We start from the raw sequence: 19,141 nt of genomic DNA, 5'->3' as shown, positions 1-19,141 counted from the left end.
CCTTAAAAATACATAGAATGATTTTATTTTATCACAAATAAAGCCATTAATAAATCTCATTTTTATTAGAAAAAGGTTCGGAGCAAACTGTCCAAACCTTTATAACTTCTTATTTACTTCTTTGTAGAGATTTTTGAATCTGACGATCTAGCTCACGTTTAATGTGTGGTTCTGGTGCAAATCGCGCTTCCCAATCACTTGGTTTAAGAATTTTGTGAGTCACAGGATCAAAGTGAGCTTTGCCATCTGGGAAAATTTTACCCATATTAGCCTCATGAACAGTATCAAAGAAAGGCTTAGGATCCACACCCATAAGGACAAATGAGCCATAGGTCAAGTAAAGCAAGTCAGTCAATGCATCCACCTGACCAACCATAGTTGATTCTGAATGCTCTTTAGAACTAACTTTGAGCGCTGCCTTGTCAAGAGCAACATGCAAATCCAGAACAGCCTGACCAAAGACACGCTTGTCCCCACCTGATGAAGCATAGAGGAATTCGACAATTTCTTCCAACTTGAAGTCCGAACGGTGACTAGCTTCCTCAATACCGTAAACACGAGGCATGTCGGTAGTTGAGCCATCCATCAAATGGTGGAAATCCTTAACCTTGTTGAAGTTGTCATCATCACTAGTAAATGAATTCTCTGTTTCAAAGTGAATCAAACCGTAGTGTGACAAGGCTTTGGCAATCCCATTCTGGTTATTAGTATCAGTGACATGGGTAGCCTGGTCTTTCAGTTCGTCTTCACCATTTCCCATGGCAACACCAACGCCGACGCCAGACAGCATTTCTAGGTCATTTTCCGAATCTCCAAAGGCCATAACCTCACTGAGTTCGAAACCAAAAACCTCACCTAGATGAGCGATACCTTTCAACTTAGATTGATCCGCTGAAATAATATCGGCCGAGTAAGGACTTGAGCGGGTAATCTTCACATGAGGAAATTTTTCTTCAATATCTTGTGTTTCGCCCACCGTCGCTACCATAACCACCTGATAAATAGGCTCACGCATGATAGTTTTAAGGGTTTCAATGCTTTGTGGCTTGAAACGACGAATCAAAGACTTGAAACTACGCTCCACCATCTTAGCCCAGGACTTAGGGACAATACGACTAACGATTTGCCCAAACTTACTCGTCCCCATACTGATAATATTGGAACCAACAAGACCTGTACTAGTTCCTAGAGAAATCTCTCTACGGTGCTTGGTGGCATAGCGAATCAAGTTGTAGACTGTTGATTTAGGGAGCTGGTTTTGATAAAGGATCTTGTCGTGAGTCAAAATATACTGACCGTTATAAGTGACTGCAAAATCCAGACCTAGATTATCCATGAAAGGCTGGACAAATCCTGGACCACGACCTGTTGCCAAACCAACTAAGATACCATCTTCCTTCATTTGACTGATGGCTTTTTTGGTTGAACTAGACACACGTTTTCGGTCATTTAGAAAAGTCCCATCAATATCAAAAAAGACTGCTTTAATGGCCACAGAGCTCCCCTCCTTCTAACATTTTATGCTAAAATAAATTATAACATAAATATGATAGTGAGTAGTATAAATGATAAAAAAAATCCTAGTCCTTCACACTGGAGGGACCATTTCCATGTCAGCGGATAATGATGGCAGGGTCAGCCAAAACGCTGATAATCCCATGAACCATGTGGGACTTGATTTAGATAATTTAGAACTAACCATTCTCGATTTTCTTAATATCCCTAGCCCACATATCACACCCTACCACATGCTGGATATTTACAAAAAAATCAAGGAAACAGCTGGTCAATATGATGGTGTGGTCATCACTCATGGGACAGATACCTTGGAAGAAACAGCCTACTTCCTAGATACCATGGCCGTCCCTGAGATTCCAATCGTTCTAACTGGTGCCATGCGTTCGTCAAACGAGCTAGGAAGCGACGGGGTCTACAACTATCTATCAGCCCTACGTGTTGCCAGTGATGACAAGGCCGCTGACAAAGGAATCCTGGTCGTGATGAATGATGAAATCCATGCAGCCAAGTATGTGACTAAGACCCATACCACAAACGTGGCAACCTTCCACACACCAACCCATGGTCCACTAGGCATCATCATGAAGCATGACATCCTCTGGTTCAAAACTGCTGAGCCTCGTGTTCGCTTTGATTTGGAACAAATTACAGGAACAGTACCAATCATAAAAGCCTATGCAGGGATGGGTATCGGAGATGGTATCATCAGTCTCCTGGATCCTGAGAAGATTGACGGTGTCGTCATCGAAGCCCTGGGTGCTGGAAACCTCCCACCACTAGCTGCAGGAGAAATCACAAAGCTTATGGACAAAGGAGTCCCTGTTGTGCTCGTCTCCCGCTGTTTCAACGGTATCGCCGAACCTGTCTACGCCTATGAAGGGGGTGGGGTCAAACTCCAAGAAGCTGGCGTAATGTTTGTTAAAGAACTCAATGCACCAAAGGCACGCCTCAAACTCCTCATCGCACTCAGTGCCGGACTAAAAGGCCAAGAAATGAAAGATTATATCGAGGGATAAGACATGAAACTTAGCATTGAAGCAACCGATAAATTGGAAAATAAAGATTTCCACTATGAACTAACCATCTCAAAAACACATATCGCCATGGTCTGTGGTACCGTGCTAGCCAGTCTAGCCCTGGTCGCATGGTTGAAGAAAAAATAAAAAGCTTGAAGCATGGTCACTATAGAAGTGACTGAACTGCTTCAGGTTTTTTACTATAATATTCAAATATGTATTCTTGTTTAATTTTTTATTATATTTAGTGATAAAATAGATAGTGCCTATTAGCTGAGAAAGGGATAACTATGAGCACATTACTAGCATCTAGAATAAAGAACAGAAGAAAAGAATTGAAGATGTCACAAAAAGAGTTAGCAGAAGGAATCTGCAAACAAGGACAAATTAGTCGCCTCGAGAATGGGGAATATATTCCCGGTTCAGTGCTTCTTCATGAGTTATCTAGAAAATTAAATGTCAGTATGGATTATTTCTTTGATGAACAAATTTCAAGTGACAGTAACAAGCTCAATAATTTCAAAAAGTTATCAAAAACGTTTATTACGCAGAGAGATTATGAGTCTTTAAATTATATCTATGAGTTAGAAAAAGAAACTTCACATCGTCTACCACTTTCAGACAAGATATATATGGAATGGATTGCCTCGCTACTCGACTTTTACTTTTATAACCAAAAAGAAGAAGGAATTTCTAGGTTAGAAAAAGCTATCAAGCAACTTAAGGAGACTGATATACACTATCTTCAAATTTTAAATAGTCTATTTAATTTCTATTATGAGACAAAGAACTTGGATCGTTTTAAGGAAATTGAAAATGATTTATCTGTAAGAGTTGAGCAACTGAGTCTAGTAACAATAGAAGAGTTAGAATTAGCCATTAAGTTCAATTACAATTTAGGACGCTACTTATGGCTCCAGAGTAAAACTGAAGAGGCCATAAAAAAACTATCTCTAACTATAAAATTATGTAAAGAGTTCAAATCGACTTATTTACTTGCAGATTTGTATCTATTGTTAGGTAACATTTGTGAAGATTTTTCTGATCAAAATGAAGCTAAAGAATATTTTGATAATGCTCTCTATATTTACAAGCACCTAGATGACAATAAGGAAATGGCTTTAAGAGTTGAACATTACATATCAAAAACATTCAACTAACTATACTCTATAATAGTACAAAAGGCTTGAGAGATGCTTTTTCAGCATGTTTCAAGCCTTTTGTATATACTTATATTATATATTTTCGAATAAAATAACAATACATTATATTGACACGCATAAGCTACGGTGATAATATTGCAGTATCTATAACCAAGGAGAGACTAATGAAATCTGTTTATAAAGTTGTTAAAAAAGATATCCTAGTATATTCAATACTTACTATCTTATTGTCTATTGCAATGGTAAGTGAAGCCTATTTGATGCAACTAATTATTGACTCTATCAAACTTGGAGTGGGGCGCTATGTTGTTACATCTATTTTTGTAGTTGTGTTCTTGTTGATTCAAACACTTATCTACTATCTTCAACAATCACTGACAGCAATCATTAGTAAGAAATCTGCATATGCTTATAGGAATGTTATTTTCCAAGGTATTCAAAAAACACCTTTAGAGTTACTTACAGGAAATAAAAATGACAAACTTCTAGCCTCATTAACTACTCAAATAGATCAAATTGAATTTAATTATTTTTATTCCATATATTGGGGTGGCTATTTAATCTGCCAATTAATTATTGCTATAATTGTTTCTCTTTATCTTAATCCTTTATTAGCAGCTTTAACTCTGATTTTAAGCTTACCAAATCTTTTTGTAGCTATACTCTTTAAAGCTCCTTTAGAAAAGAAACAAGAAGAGTTAATTGACACTACTAATACTTCAGTATCAGCTATTCAAGATCTTATCGAAGGTATACCTGATTGGAGAATTGCCAACAAGAGTTTTGACATTAATAGAGTCTTTGATATTCAAACTTTAAAGTTACTTAAACGCCAAACAAATGTTGAAAGATCTCAATATGTTGTTGTCAGTTTAAATCAGCTGTTTTCAAATGTTCTTTATTTCGGTAGTTGGATTATTGGGGGACTATTAATCATAAATAGTCAACTGACATTAGGGAGTTTAATAGCATTCTCACAATTATTAGTCAGTATTTCTTACCCAATATATGCTTCTTCTGATTTGTTAGCTAAATTTATTAGTGGTAAGAAAACTATAGAGACTCTTTCTACTGAATTTCAAATTATAGAGGAAAATCTTAATACTCTGGAACATATTGAAGTTATATCATTTGATAATTTTCGTTTTAAAAATAATTCGGAAGCTATCCCTTTTAATGGGAAATTTTATAAGCATAAAAAGTACCTATTAAAAGGGAAGAGTGGAACTGGTAAAACCACACTATTAAAAGCAATCCTACGAGAGTATAACGATTACACAGGAACAGTTAAAATTAATGGTATTGATGTTAAAAGTATCAAAGAGAGTAGTATCTTTGATAATGTAGCTTATGTACCCCAACACCCTCATATGTTCAATGCAAAACTTCGTGATAATCTTACTCTATTTTCTGAGGATGTTTCAGAAGAGGAACTGTTTGAGGCATTGAAATTTGTAGAATTATCTAAGTGGGCTAATAGAGAGTCTTTAGAGTTAATGCTTTCAAATGATACTATAAAACTTTCAGGTGGAGAAGCCAAGAGAGTTGCTTTGGCAAGAGCCTTATTGATGAAGACGGATATCTTATTTTTAGACGAATTTTCTTCTGGTATTGACTTTGAAACGTTATCAAAAATAGAGAATCGACTTTTACAAACGAGTAAATTAATTATTTACATCACACATGTAGACACCGATAGAATTATCCAACAATTTGATGAAATAATAGATTTGAATGAGTTTGTAGACTTATAAAACGATGACACTCTCAAAAAATCAACTTGATATGTTCTATGACACTATTAGCCAGTCTAGCCCTGGTCGCATGGTTGAAGAAAAAATAAAAAAAGCTTGAAGCATGGTCACTATAGAAGTGACTGAACTGCTTCAGGCTTTTAGTTTTCTTCATCTGATCTATATTCAAGAATATCTCCTGGTTGGCAATCTAACTCTTTACAAATAGCGTCCAGTGTTGTAAAACGGATTGCCTTGGCCTTGCCTGTCTTAAGAACTGAGAGATTGGCTGGGGTAATACCAATCCGTTCTGCCAGCTCACCCGAGCGCATCTTCTTCTTGGCAAGTTCAACGTCCAAATTGACAATAATCATAAGCTCCTCCTAAATCGTATACTCATTTTCCTCAGCAATGGCATTAGCCTTAGTCAAAATCATAGCGACAGCATAGAGGACAAAGCTAACTAGCAAATAACTGATATTAAAGAAACTATAACTCTGGTTGCCTGTTCCAAATGTAAAGATACCATTATTGATAAAAGCCCCAAGAACTAGCAAATGCGCTGACCAACGAACCAACTTGGCATTTTTAGCGATGAAAATATCAGAACGATAAAGGTTAATCAGAAAGGCACGTAGGCACAACAAGAAACCTATGTTGACTACCATACGAAGAAAATCAATGGTTGCTGCAAAAAGCGTCAGACTAGGACCCTTGCTTTTCACGGTAACTCCCGACCCAAGAAGCATACGCAAACCTTGTTGTAAGAGTCCTTCATGACCAGTCAGGATAAAGGCATCATTAAGAATGGTAATAACAAGACTTAAAAAGCCCGCAAAAAGGAGGACATTAACGAACAGGAGAACACTACGCAGACGTTTCTGTTCTTGCGTCTCCTGACGATTTTTAGCACTTTTAGCCGATTTCCAACCATAATAACTAGAGCCAGCCAAGGCTAGGACGATTAAAAAATAGAATAAGATAGTTGTCATGTGTTACCTCGATTGTAAATACATTTTGATTTTTTGGGAGTATAGACTAGAAAAAGCCAAGGTGCCCTTGACCTTATACTAAATCAGCAGCTAACTATTAACAGTATCAATTATATCGAATATCAATATAAAATACTAGTTTATAGATAAGATTTTACTACTTTTCAACTAAGATACATTCAATTATTTGACAGCTGTTTGTCCCTTACGAAGACGGATAGCATCACAAGCTAGAGAGACCAAGAAGAGCCAAACTGATGTGCTGAAGTCCATTACTAGGTGATCTGTCGTTCCCAACTGCAAGAAGATATTCAAGGCTGATGGCACAAAGGTTAGAAGGGCAGCCTTTTTCAAGAAAAGAGAGAAATCTTCGGTCCAAAGTGCCTTCCAAGTAAAGTCTTTAAGCTCTTTACGAAGGAGCCAAATCAAGGCAAGATAGAAGGCAAATTGTAGCTCTGCGACCAGCCAGTAACCCCCACCAGAAAGGTATTGAACCTCTGCACCTGGGAAAAGATTGGCCACGTTCACAAAAGGAAGGATAAGTAAAGCAAGCATTGCAAGACCGTAGATTGCCATAAGAAGAATAAGAAGAGCGTTGATGATTAGTTTAAGTGTTTTCATAATAAGTATTTCCTTTATTAAATAGTTTTTAGTATATAATTTCTCTTTTTCGCGAATAAGATTATCTTTATCGAAAACTTATTATCGTTTATCGATAATTATATATTACACTCTTTATTTCTCCTTGTCAACACATTTTTATCGTTTTTCGATATTTTTTGTCTAAAAATCAAAAAAATAAAAACCAGTCAAGAAAATCTCAACTGGTTAGCTTACTTATGTTAATCACCTAGACTGGTCATGCTTCCGTCTAGACTTTTTATGAGTTTAAGAAGAGGGATTCTACGTAATGAAAAAAAGGAAAAAGGGATTTTGGAAAATGAGGGATGAAAGTTGTAGAATATGGGTAAATTTAGCCTCTTCCTAGCATCAATACTAGTTTTGATAAACCTTAAAGTCTTGAGGATGCTTCTGGAAATTTCGGTTGTAGGTTACTTTAATTTTTACTGTCATTGTTTTGTCCTCCTTTTTAGGAATGGTTTGGCCTAGCCAAAACGTTTTATTATCAAAACCTATCTCGTTTTGATGGTTTTATTATAGGTTGCCTAACTTAAAGAAAGCTTGTAATAAGCTTGAAGGAAACTTAAAACTCTCAGTGAGTTTACTGAGAGTTTTTCTGTCTAAAGCATGGATAAAATAATTCCCAAGACCAGAGCCACCCAAACGGCATAGCGAATTGTCGCATGATAGCGGTAACTTTCAATAACCTTGGGTAGCTTTGTAAAGAGATAGGCAATGTAGGCAACTATGGAAAGAAAATACCCTTTAAAATTCCAGGACGAGCCTAAGATACTAAAATCTTCGAATAGGGGCACAAGCATCAGTACAGCTGTAAGCATGCACCAAACTGGCAGAAGCGTTCTTTCCTTTTGATGCTGTATATGGATAATCAGTTGAGCTATAAGACCCGCGACGTACATAATCAGTAATACCGAACAAGCTAGCGAGATAAGAAGTGAATAAAGATATAGGGTATGAAAGTCTGTCTTTCCTTCTATCAGCTTTGTCAATTCGGTAATAAACCAAATCAAGATGAAGGCGAAAAAATAAAATATAAGACCTAACATCATAAGAAATAAGGGATGCAAGATAGCAAAAAAATCGAGTTTTAACCGTTTCTTTTTCATGGGTTTCCTCCTCAATCAAACTCGCCTTGGCTTCTCAAATGAGCTCCTAGCACCTGCCAATCAGGATTCTCTCGCCAGTTAGGGTCAGATACAATTTGGCTAGCCACCCGTCTGGCTTCCTCTAAGATATTGTAGTCTTCCACAATATCGGCCACCTGAAATTCAGGAATACCTGACTGACGTGTCCCAAAGATTTCACCTGAGCCACGCATTTTAAGATCCTCCTCAGCTAGAACAAAGCCATCCGTGGTCTCACACATGGCCTGCATGCGTTTTTTACCAGTATCATTTTTAGGATTAGCCACCAAAACACAGTAGGACTGCTTATCGCCACGACCTACACGCCCTCGAAGCTGGTGAAGCTGGCTAAGTCCAAAACGATCCGCATCCATAATGACCATAACTGTAGCATTTGGCACGTTAACCCCTACTTCGATAACTGTGGTTGATACTAAAATCTGAGATTTTCTGTCCTTGAAATCTTGCATAATTTGGTCTTTTTCATCATTTTTCATACGACCGTGCATCAGAGCTACTGTAGCTGAATCCCCAAAGAACTCTGTGAGTTCCTGATGAAGAGCCACCGCATTTTTCAAATCAAGAGCCTCAGACTCTTCAATCAAAGGTGAAATAAAATAGACCTGAGCATCTTTTTCCAACTCCCCCTTAATCCAAGTCAGTACGGTATCTAGTTGCTCATGTTTAACCCAACGGGTAATAATGGGCTTACGTCCAGCTGGCATCTGGTCAATGATAGATACATCCATCTCCCCAAAGGCAGTGATCGCCAAAGTCCTAGGAATAGGGGTCGCTGTCATCATGAGGACATCAGGATTGTCACCCTTCTCACGGAAAATACGACGTTGATTAACCCCAAAACGGTGCTGTTCATCAGTAATGACTAGCCCAAGACTATGATAAGTCACTGCATCTTGAATCAACGAGTGGGTTCCCACAATCATTTGAGCCTCCCCAGACTCGATTTTGGAAAGGGCTACTTTCTTATCCGCCGCCTTCATTCCAGAAGTTAGGAGCACTACCTCTAACTCAGGAAAAAGCCCCTGTAAACTCTGATAATGCTGCTCTGCTAAGATTTCCGTCGGTACCATGAGGGCAGACTGAAATCCTGCCGTATAGGCCCCATACATAGCCAAGCTAGCGATAACTGTTTTCCCTGAGCCCACATCTCCTTGCAAGAGACGGTTCATATGAGCCCCAGATTTCATATCAACTAGGATTTCCGATAAACTACGCTGTTGGGCCTCAGTTAAGGGGAATGGTAATGCTGCAATTTTGGCTTTGATTTTGGCTTCATCGTAAGCAATTGCTAGACCATTGGTTTCGGACTTATTTTCAGCCTTCAGCACCTGTAAATTCATTTGGAAATAAAAGAGCTCCTCAAACTTGGTCCTACGTAGAGCCTGCTTATATTCAGCCAAATCTTTCGGAAAATGCATGGCACGCACAGCCTCTTGACGTCTCATGAGACGGTACTTGTCCAGCAGCACCTGAGGGAGATTTTCCTCCAACAAATTAAGGGCCCCACTATCAAAAGCTGCCTTTATGGCCTTTATCAGTTGGGCCTGACTAACACCCTGGGCCACATGGTAGACTGGCTGCATATCGTCCTCAACTTGAGCCAGGACTTTCATACCAGTCACAGCAGACTTCTTCTGGTCCCATTTGCCAAAAATAGCCACTTCTGCCCCCATCTCAATCTTATCCACAAGATAAGGTTGGTTGAAGAAACTAATGGCAATCACAGCCTCTCCTTGCTTGATTTTAAAACTCAGACGATTCCGTTTAAAGCCATAATACTGCACATTGGCAGGTGTCACCACTGTTCCCGTAATAACAGCCTTTTCGCCATCCATCAGTTCAAAGATAGACTTACTCTTAAAATCCTCATATCGGAAAGGAAAATAAAGCAAGAGGTCCCCAACCGTGTATAAATCTAATTTGGTAAATTTTTCAGCGGACTTAGGCCCAAAGCCTTTCAAATCCGCAATTGGTGAATCTTGTTGAATCATATCCTCTATCATTTCTATCGTGTTCTTCTTCCCGTGAAAAAGGAAGCCTTATCAGCTATTATAACACATGAAAATGGTCTTCACTAAAACCAAAAAATCCAGCATCAAACTGGATTTCTCTTTTTATTGATATTAGTCATAGCTACGAGGTACACGGTCACTAAGTAAACAAAGAACTTCGTAGTTGATAGTACCACGTTTTTCAGCCACCTCTGTCGCAGTGATGCTTGCTCCACCATTTTCACCCATAAGAGTGACAGGAGTTCCTAGGGGATAAACCTTAGGAAGACGAACGGTAATCTGGTCCATAGACACACGCCCAACAATAGGACAAAGCTGTCCATCCACAATAACATGGAAACCTTGTAAATCTCTGGTCCAACCATCCGCATAGCCAACCGGAATCGTTCCAATAACCTCATCAGCTGTCGTCGTATAGGTTGCACCATAACCCACATCTTGACCTGCTGGTAGGATCTTAACATGAACAAGTGCAGTCTCCAAACTTAAAGCAGGACGAATGTTATAGGGAAGGTCTAAAACACTACCACTAGGATTGAGACCATAGATAACAACACCTAGACGTACAGCATTAAAGACTGTTTCTGCATGCCAGATACTTGTCGCAGAGTTGCTAGCGTGTACCAAGCGAGGACGGTCCACCAAGTTATTAACTAAATCCGTGAAGAAGGCCAATTGACGCTTGAATTTACTATCATCTGCCTCATCAGCCGTTGCAAAATGAGTAAAAATACCTTCGACATCCGCACCAAGTGATTTAAGACCAGCAATCAAGCTATCCGCATCCTCTTGGCTACGCACCCCAATACGGCCCATACCTGAATCAACCTTAATATGACAGGTCAAACCAGTTAAATCAAGCCCTTGATCCTTAACCATTTCCAACCACTCTAGCGAAGCTACCGTCAGCGTGATGTTTTCTTGAATAGCCAAAGGAACCTCGTCTGGCAAGACGACTCCTAAAATAAGTATCGGTTGTTCTAAGCCAGCTTGACGAAGTTCAAGCGCCTCGTCTAAGTTGGAAACACAAAAACCATCCACCTGCTTAGATACATGCTTGGCCACTTCGACAGCACCATGACCATAAGCATTGGCCTTAACAACTGCAAAAGTCTTTACCTGTTTAGGGATGTGACTAACCACTTGTTCAATATTTTCTGAAATTGCTGATAGATCAACCTTTGCCAAGGTTGGTCGATGTAAACTTGAAATCATAAGCTATCCTCTTCCAACATCTATCTCTTAGTTTTTTTCTAAAATGACGCTTGCCTGAACAAAATCACCGCTATGGGAAATCGAGATAAAAACCTTGCCTTCAAAAGGTGATTGGGTCACCACTGGAGCTCCCTTGTCATTGGTCAATATTTCAATATCCTTAAAGCCAACTGCTCCAATACCAGTACCCCAAGCCTTTGAAAATGCTTCCTTACCGGCCCAGCGCCCTGCTAAATAAGACATCTGACGATTACCAGAAAGGGATTCAAAACGCTCCCACTCTTTTGGTGTCAATACCTTTTTTGCAAAGCGTGGATTACGGTCATAAGCCTTTTTTACAGCTGAAATTTCCTGCAAGTCTATACCATGTCCAAAAATCATAATTATAACGAAAGTCGATTGTGGATTTCACGAATAAGGCTATCTGTCTTATCCCAACCAAGACATGGATCTGTAATTGATTTCCCATAAACTTCAGGTGTGTCTTGACGACCATCCTCAAGGTAAGACTCAATCATAAAGCCACGCACGGTATCCGCGATACGCTCATCCCACTCACGGTTAAGAAGGACTTCACGCACAATACGAACTTGCTCCATGAAGTTTTTACCTGAGTTGTCATGGTTAGTATCAACAAGGATAAATGGATTTTCCAGATTAAGTGCACTATACTTGTCCAAAGCCTTAACCAAGTCCTCGTAATGGTAGTTGACAATGTTCTGACCATTTTCATTGTTGGCACCACGCAGGATAGCGTGAGCGAGTGGGTTACCATCTGTTTTAACTTCAGCACCATTGTAAAGGAAATGCTGTTGATTCTGCGCAGCATAGATACCATTAAACATGACATTCAAATTCCCTGACGTTGGGTTCTTCAAGCCAATTGGCACATCAATACCTGAAGCTACAAAGCGGTGCTCTTGGTCCTCAACAGAACGTGCTCCAACAGCATGATAGCTAAGCAAATCATCAAAGAAGGAAAGATTTGACGGATAAAGCATCTCGTCAGCGATGGGAAGACCTGTCTCAGTAATAATACGTGACTGAAGGTGGCGAACTGCCTTAACCCCAGCAAGAAGGTCTACATCACCCTCTGCATCTGGCTGGTGGATAAGCCCCTTATAACCGTCCCCATTAGTACGTGGTTTAGCTGTATAAACACGCATAACAATAAAGATTTTGTCCTTCACTTCTTCCTGAAGTTTGGCCAAACGGTGAGCATAATCAAGGACCGCTTCTTCATTGTCGGATGAACATGGACCAATAACCAAGAGAAGACGTTTGTCCTCACCCTTGATGATTTTTGCCAAGGCCTCATCATTAGCCTGTTTAGTTACTAGTGCGTCTCCCGTAAGAGCATGCAATTTCCTTACTTCCGCTACATCAATCAGCGGACTATTTTGATGAATTCCCATCTATTTCCCTCTCTTTGTGAAAAGAGAGCGAACCGCTTGGTCATCCAAACGGTTCACTCCCCATATATGGTTTCTGTTACCTTATTATTTTGACAATGTATCGTGGATTTCACGAATCAATTCTTCTGTCTTATCCCAACCAAGACATGGGTCAGTGATTGATTTACCATAGACATCTGGCGCATCTTGACGGCCATCTTCAAGGTAAGATTCAATCATGAAACCACGTGCCACTTTGTTGATTTTTTCATTCCAATCACGGTTAATCAAGGTTTGACGAACGATACGGATTTGTTCCAAATAACGTTTACCTGAGTTATCATGGTTTGTATCAATAACGATGAATGGATTCTCAAGGCCCATTTGTTCATAGTGTTCAATTGTTTCAAGCACATCATCATAGTAGAAGTTAGGTACGTTTTTACCATATTCATTCGTTGAACCACGAAGAATAACGTGTGCCAATGGGTTCCCTGGAGTTTCAACTTCTTCACCGTTAAAGAGAAAGTTTTGTTTATTTTGTGCGGCGTAGATACCGTTAAACATCACGTTAAGGTTCCCTGATGTTGGATTCTTCATACCAGTTGGAACATCAATACCTGACGCAACAAAACGGTGTTGTTGGTCTTCTACAGAACGTGCACCAACGGCAATGTATGACACAAGGTCATCTACCAAAGGAAGGTTTTCTGGGTAAAGCATTTCATCAGCAGTTGTGATACCAGTTTCAGTGATAACACGGTAGTGAAGATTACGCACAGCCTTGATACCATTGATTAGGTTTGGTTTACCTTCAGCATCAGGTTGGTGTACAAGTCCTTTATAGCCATCACCATTTGTACGAGGTTTAGCTGTATAGACACGCATAACCATAAAGACTTTATCTTTAACTTCTTCTTGAAGTTTAGCCAAACGGTGAGCATAATCAAGAACAGCTTCTTCATTATCAGATGAACATGGACCGATAACCAAAAGCGTACGGTCATCTTCACCCTTGATGATTGCTTCAAGCTCTTTATCACGAGCTTGTTTCTTGGCAAGGGCTTCACCTGTTAATGTAGTTGATTCTTTAACTGCATCAAAATCAATTTTTTCACTTACTGCTTTAAAAACCATAATAATTACCTATTTTTTCCTAAAATTGTTTACGACCGTGACAATTTTTAAATTTCTTACCAGAACCACATGGACAGAAGTCATTACGACCAACCTTACTAAAGTCAATTTCTTGACCATTAGCATCTGCTTGGTGGGCCTGGATATTGCCTGTTGCTGTTGTCGAAACACGTTCATTCACATTTTCACGAGATTGCTCATGAATTTGTGCTTTCATCATTGTACGTGTCACATCATATTCAATTGCCCCAATCATATCTTGGAACATCTTGAACCCTTCAGATTGATACTCAACGATTGGGTTGTTTTGTGCATAACCACGCAAACCAACGGCATTACGTAATTGATCTAGGGCATCGATGTGGTCCGTCCACTTGTTATCAACAACCATCAAAATCAAGACTTTTTGGAATTCACGGATAGCTTCCTCTGAACGCAATTTCTTGATTTGACGATCATAAACATCATCTGCTAACTCATTCAAGTAAACTTTAATAGCGTCATAATTAACACTACGTTTCGTTACCTCTCCCACTTCTTGTAAATCTTCAAGTGAGATGGCATTCTCAGGAACCAAAGCCTGACGAGCAAAGTTCAAAATACCTTTAAGAGCTTCCTCTTGATCATTGCGGCTGTGACCATCTACCGTACGATTAATCGTACGCTTAATCATAGCCTTAATCTCAGGTTCAAGGTCACGTTCCGCTGTGATAACATCATAACGCTCAGCGTAGATGATTTCACGTTGTTCACGCATAACGTCATCGTACTGAAGGACTTGTTTACGAGTATCGTAGTTATTTCCTTCGACACGTTTTTGAGCCGCTTCCACTTGGCGTGTCAACATACGTGATTTGATAACAATATCTTCATCATCAGCATTCAAACGTTCCAAGACTTGTTTGATACGATCAGAACCGAAACGACGCATCAATTCGTCTTCAAGTGAAAGGTAGAATTGAGATTCCCCTGGGTCCCCTTGACGTCCCGCACGACCACGCAACTGGTTATCGATACGACGGCTTTCGTGACGCTCTGTACCAATGACACAGAGTCCACCAAGGTCAAGAACACCTTCACCAAGTTTGATGTCAGTACCACGACCGGCCATGTTGGTCGCAATCGTAACGGCACCACGTTGACCCGCATTCATTATAATATGCGCTTCTTTTTCGTGGTTCTTGGCATTAAGCACTTCATGAGGAATACCTGCTTCAACCAACATCTTAGAAATCAAGTCAGATGTTTCAACGGCAACCGTACCAACAAGGACTGGCTGTCCTTTTTCATAACGACGTTTAACATCTTGTACCACTGCACGGAATTTAGCATCCAAGGTTGGGTAAAGAAGGTCATCGTGGTCAATACGTTGAATTGGACGGTTAGTTGGAATCGGAATGATTCGCATGTTGTAAATCTCACGGAATTCATCTTCCTCAGTTTTACCAGTACCAGTCATCCCTGACAATTTCTTGTACATACGGAACATATTTTGGTAAGTGATTGAGGCAGATGTCTTCGTTTCTTCTTGAACTGGTACACCTTCTTTTGCCTCAATGGCTTGGTGGAGCCCATCTGAGAAACGACGTCCTTCCATGGTACGACCTGTAAATTGGTCAACGATAAGAATTTCTTGCTCAGGACTGACCACATAGTCAATATCATGCAACATGATGTAGTTGGCACGAAGGGCGTTGTCAATATAGTGAGTCAAGGCAACATTGTCAATATCGTATAAGTTGTCCAAGTTGAAGAATTCTTCAGCCTTGTCAATACCTGAGTCATTCAAACCAATCGTTTTCGTTGGAATATCAATGGCATAATCATCCTCTGTCAAGGTCTTAACAAAGGCATCCGCACGATGATATAACTGATTAGTTTCTGAACTTACAGGACCTGATACAATCAATGGTGTACGAGCTTCGTCGATAAGAACTGAGTCAACCTCATCGACCAAGGCATAGTTCAATGGACGTTGTACCATGTTTTCCTTACGAACAACCATGTTATCACGAAGATAGTCGAAACCTACCTCTGAGTTGGTTGAGTAAGTGATGTCACAGTTATAAGCTTCACGTTTTTCAGCTGGTGATTTGGCTGAAAGGTTAATCCCTACTGACAAACCAAGCCAACTATAAAGCTCACCCATCTCAGTCGCATCACGCTCTGAAAGGTATTCGTTAACGGTGATAACGTGCACACCTTCACCTGAAATAGCATTTAGGTAAACAGGCATTGTCGCAGTTAGGGTTTTCCCTTCCCCTGTACGCATCTCTGGGACGTCACCATGGTGAAGAACGATACCACCCATGATTTGCACACGATATGGGAAAAGTCCAAGGACACGTTTTGCCCCTTCACGAACAACTGCAAATGCCTCCGGCAAGAGTTGGTCTAGACTTTCTCCGTTTTGATATCGTTTTTTAAATTCTTCTGTTTTTGCCTGAAGTTCTTCATCTGAAAGAGCCGCCATTGCATCAGCATAGCTCTCGACTTTCTTGGCAGTTTTTTCTAGTTTCTTAATTTCGCCTTTATCATTTTCAATGATTTTGCGTAATATATTTGCCATCTTTTTTCCTTTCGACAGTCTTTATCTCCATATTTTACCACAAAAGCCCCCTTTAAACAAGAAATCACTCAAGGATTGACAAAGAAAAAAGCCCTAGTTTAAGGGCTTTCACAATGGATTTGCAAATAAACGAAAACTTTTTTATTAGATTCACTGAAAATATCGACAATAATGCTTTAAAACTACTTCTTAGAGTTCTCTTGGCTCTCTAGGATATCCTCAAAATCATGCAAGAGATTTTCAAAAGCCTGCTCAAAGAAGGCATGGTCGGTGCCGTTATAGGCCTTCATTATCATAGGACTAGCTTCAAAATCAACGTAGAATTGATAGTCCAAGACACCATTTTTCCAGTAAAATTTGATGCTAGGGGATGCCGTTTTTTCACCGCACATCCCAGGAATGGCCCGTTGTAAACCATAAATGTGATCTCCATAGTCTTTTAGACGATAGTAAGCTCCCTCAAAATAATAGGATTTGCCGATCTCAATACGCTCAAATAGTGCAGCTAAAACTTTTTCATTACTCATACTTAAGCCTCGTTAGGGTGACTGACAATCATCTCCAATTGTCCATCAATTTCCCAATCTGTCACATCATTTGGAAGAATGAAGTGATCACCTTTTTTTAGACAATAAATGCGTGAATCGATAGTCATAGTCCCATTGCCAGAAAGTACCGAACAAAGCAAATAAGGAGCTGATTGCTTGAAGTCAACCAAGCCACTGAGTTTCCATTTATATACGGTGAAGAAGGAGTTTGATGTCAAACAAGTCGACTCTAATTGTAAGGTCTTAACAGTTGCTGGGACGCTATTTTCTGGGTCCCCTAGATTCAAGACATCAAGAGACTGTTGAATATGAAGCTCACGTTTATTGCCCTGATCATCCCTACGATCAAAATCATAGACACGGTAAGTGGTATCGCTAGATTGTTGAGTCTCTAAGATCAGGATACCTGGACCAATAGCATGCATGGTACCACTTGGTACAAAGAAAAAGTCACCTTTTTTAACAGGAGTTTTCGACAAAAGTCCGTCCCAATCACCTGCTTCAATTAAGGATGATAGCTCTTCCTTGGTCTGTGCCTTGTGACCATAAATAATTTCTGCACCCTCTTCAGCATCAATAATATACCAACATTCTGTCTTTCCTAGCTCACCTTCATGCTCTAGTCCATAAGCATCATCAGGGTGTACTTGTACTGAGAGCCAGTCATTAGCGTCCAAAATCTTTGTCAACAAAGGAAAGACACTAGTCTTGGGATTTCCAAAAAGTTCTGGTTTATCCTTGTAAAGTTCTGCCAGATGAAAACCAGCATACTTCCCGTTTTTGACATAGGATACACCATTAGGATGGGCAGAAATTGCCCAGTATTCACCAGTGTGTTCACTGGGAATATCGTAACCAAACTCTGTCTTAAGGCGATTACCTCCCCAGATTTTTTCATGCATTGGCGAATCTAAAAATAAAGGTTCCATTACATCCTCCTGTATAGAGCAAAACGCCTTAAGATCATGTCTTAAAGCGATTTTACATATTTTGCTTATTTGCGTGAGTGTTTGTCAGCTACATCTTTGGCAAGTGCAAAGTTACCAAGTGTCGCAGAGCCATTACCTGAAACAGCAGGTGTCACAATATACTCAGTCACGTCTGGCACTGGAAGGTAACCATTCAAAAGAGCTGTGAATTTTTCACGGACACGACGAAGCATGTGTTCTTGTCCCATAACACCACCCCCAAAGACGATAACTTCTGGACGATAGAGCACAGTTGCCTGGACAGCAGCTTGAGCAATGTAGTATGCTTGAACATCCCAAACCTCAGAATTTTGCTCAATCAATTCGCCACGAATACCTGTACGGGCTTCAAGTGATGGACCAGCAGCCAAACCTTCCAAACATCCGCGGTGGAATGGACAAGTTCCGTTAAATTCATTGGAAACATCATTTGGGTGAAGAGGTACATATACGTGACCAGCTTCAGTGTGACCCATACCACCAATGAACTCACCATTTTGAATAGCACCGGCTCCAATACCAGTTCCGATAGTGTAGTAAACAAGACTCTTAACACCTTTACGAACAAGTGTCTCACCATAAGCAGATGAGTTAACATCAGTCGTAAAGTAGAAAGGAATATTAAACTCTTTAGCAATCAAACCAAGAAGGTCGACATTTGACCAATGTGGTTTTGGTGTTGAAGTCACAAAACCATATGTTTCAGAGTTTGGATCAACATCAATTGGTCCAAATGAACCAATTGCAATTCCAGCCAATTGATCTTCATAACGTTTGAAAAATTCAATAGTACGGTCAATTGTTTCGTAAGGTGTAGTTGTTGGGAATTGAGTTTTTTCAACGACTTGGAATTTCTCATCGCCAACAGCACAAACAAATTTTGTACCACCAGCTTCCAAGCTTCCGTAAAGTTTAGCCATAGGTAAAGCTATCTCCTTTTATGATCAATAATAACTATTTATACTATTATAAATAAAAGCTAGGCAAAAGACAATCTAAATAAGACCTTGTTTAAGGAGGTACAGACTACTCTGCTTCATACTTTTCTTTATGAGCCATTTAACTAAAAAAGCCGAATTGGCTTCGACT

18 protein-coding genes are annotated in these 19,141 nt (G+C 39.8%); 4 read left to right on the top strand and 14 right to left on the bottom strand.

The window, feature by feature from the left end; all coding sequences use genetic code 11:
* Positions 1-109: 109 nt before the first annotated feature.
* Positions 110-1,495 (bottom strand): Cof-type HAD-IIB family hydrolase, encoded by a 1,386-nt coding sequence (locus LG375_RS08690; RefSeq protein ID WP_225745635.1) that lies wholly within the window; start codon positions 1,493-1,495, stop codon positions 110-112.
* A gap of 73 nt (positions 1,496-1,568) precedes the next feature.
* Between LG375_RS08690 and LG375_RS08685 the strand changes: the two genes are divergently transcribed.
* From LG375_RS08685 to LG375_RS08665, 4 genes are all read left to right on the top strand, one after another.
* Positions 1,569-2,534: an asparaginase gene (locus tag LG375_RS08685; RefSeq protein ID WP_225745701.1), complete on the top strand. Its 966-nt coding sequence runs from the start codon at positions 1,569-1,571 to the stop codon at positions 2,532-2,534.
* 3 nt (positions 2,535-2,537) lie between these two features.
* On the top strand, positions 2,538-2,681 hold the full coding sequence (locus LG375_RS08680) for a hypothetical protein (protein WP_171966960.1): 144 nt from the start codon (positions 2,538-2,540) through the stop codon (positions 2,679-2,681).
* A 143-nt stretch (positions 2,682-2,824) separates the two neighbouring features.
* On the top strand, positions 2,825-3,694 hold the full coding sequence (locus LG375_RS10535; RefSeq protein WP_060972527.1) for a helix-turn-helix domain-containing protein: 870 nt from the start codon (positions 2,825-2,827) through the stop codon (positions 3,692-3,694).
* A 167-nt stretch (positions 3,695-3,861) separates the two neighbouring features.
* On the top strand, positions 3,862-5,451 hold the full coding sequence (locus tag LG375_RS08665) for an ATP-binding cassette domain-containing protein (protein ID WP_225745634.1): 1,590 nt from the start codon (positions 3,862-3,864) through the stop codon (positions 5,449-5,451).
* Positions 5,452-5,591: 140 nt separating this feature from the next.
* Here LG375_RS08665 and LG375_RS08660 read toward each other — a convergent pair whose 3' ends face one another.
* The 13 genes from LG375_RS08660 to scrK form a co-directional block, all read right to left on the bottom strand.
* Positions 5,592-5,804: a helix-turn-helix domain-containing protein gene (locus tag LG375_RS08660; RefSeq protein ID WP_022496194.1), complete on the bottom strand. Its 213-nt coding sequence runs from the start codon at positions 5,802-5,804 to the stop codon at positions 5,592-5,594.
* 9 nt (positions 5,805-5,813) lie between these two features.
* On the bottom strand, positions 5,814-6,422 hold the full coding sequence (locus tag LG375_RS08655; RefSeq protein ID WP_080610878.1) for a DUF2975 domain-containing protein: 609 nt from the start codon (positions 6,420-6,422) through the stop codon (positions 5,814-5,816).
* Between the two features lie 183 nt (positions 6,423-6,605).
* A complete protein-coding gene (locus LG375_RS08650; RefSeq protein WP_225745633.1) occupies positions 6,606-7,043 on the bottom strand; it encodes a hypothetical protein in 438 nt (145 codons plus the stop codon).
* Positions 7,044-7,663: 620 nt separating this feature from the next.
* On the bottom strand, positions 7,664-8,170 hold the full coding sequence (locus LG375_RS08645; protein WP_225745632.1) for a hypothetical protein: 507 nt from the start codon (positions 8,168-8,170) through the stop codon (positions 7,664-7,666).
* Positions 8,171-8,181: 11 nt separating this feature from the next.
* Positions 8,182-10,200 (bottom strand): ATP-dependent DNA helicase RecG, encoded by a 2,019-nt coding sequence (gene recG, locus LG375_RS08640; protein ID WP_225745631.1) that lies wholly within the window; start codon positions 10,198-10,200, stop codon positions 8,182-8,184.
* A 132-nt stretch (positions 10,201-10,332) separates the two neighbouring features.
* Positions 10,333-11,436 carry an alanine racemase gene (alr, locus tag LG375_RS08635; protein ID WP_225745630.1) on the bottom strand — a complete coding sequence of 368 codons (1,104 nt, stop codon included), beginning with the start codon at positions 11,434-11,436 and terminating at the stop codon, positions 10,333-10,335.
* Between the two features lie 27 nt (positions 11,437-11,463).
* Positions 11,464-11,817, bottom strand: coding sequence for a holo-ACP synthase (gene acpS, locus LG375_RS08630; RefSeq protein ID WP_002891813.1), 354 nt, complete (start codon positions 11,815-11,817; stop codon positions 11,464-11,466).
* A gap of 2 nt (positions 11,818-11,819) precedes the next feature.
* Positions 11,820-12,851, bottom strand: a complete 1,032-nt coding sequence (locus LG375_RS08625; protein WP_107372365.1) for a 3-deoxy-7-phosphoheptulonate synthase — start codon at positions 12,849-12,851, stop codon at positions 11,820-11,822.
* Between the two features lie 84 nt (positions 12,852-12,935).
* Positions 12,936-13,967: a 3-deoxy-7-phosphoheptulonate synthase gene (locus LG375_RS08620; protein ID WP_002891816.1), complete on the bottom strand. Its 1,032-nt coding sequence runs from the start codon at positions 13,965-13,967 to the stop codon at positions 12,936-12,938.
* A 19-nt stretch (positions 13,968-13,986) separates the two neighbouring features.
* Entirely contained in the window at positions 13,987-16,536 is a 2,550-nt protein-coding gene (gene secA / locus LG375_RS08615; protein WP_225745629.1) for a preprotein translocase subunit SecA, read from the bottom strand.
* Positions 16,537-16,718: 182 nt separating this feature from the next.
* The gene (locus LG375_RS08610; RefSeq protein WP_225745628.1) at positions 16,719-17,063 is read right to left on the bottom strand and encodes a hypothetical protein; all 345 of its coding nucleotides are present in this window, start codon (positions 17,061-17,063) and stop codon (positions 16,719-16,721) included.
* Between the two features lie 2 nt (positions 17,064-17,065).
* Complete coding sequence (gene manA, locus LG375_RS08605; RefSeq protein ID WP_225745627.1) at positions 17,066-18,013, bottom strand: mannose-6-phosphate isomerase, class I; 948 nt, start codon at positions 18,011-18,013, stop codon at positions 17,066-17,068.
* A 65-nt stretch (positions 18,014-18,078) separates the two neighbouring features.
* On the bottom strand, positions 18,079-18,972 hold the full coding sequence (gene scrK, locus LG375_RS08600) for a fructokinase ScrK (protein WP_002891824.1): 894 nt from the start codon (positions 18,970-18,972) through the stop codon (positions 18,079-18,081).
* Positions 18,973-19,141 lie beyond the last annotated feature (169 nt).

The sequence above is a fragment of the Streptococcus sp. Marseille-Q3604 genome, assembly GCF_916619785.1.
Lineage (GTDB): Bacteria > Bacillota > Bacilli > Lactobacillales > Streptococcaceae > Streptococcus.
The sequence above is the reverse complement of the archived record's forward strand: the minus strand, read 5'-3'. Positions and strand labels throughout refer to the sequence as shown.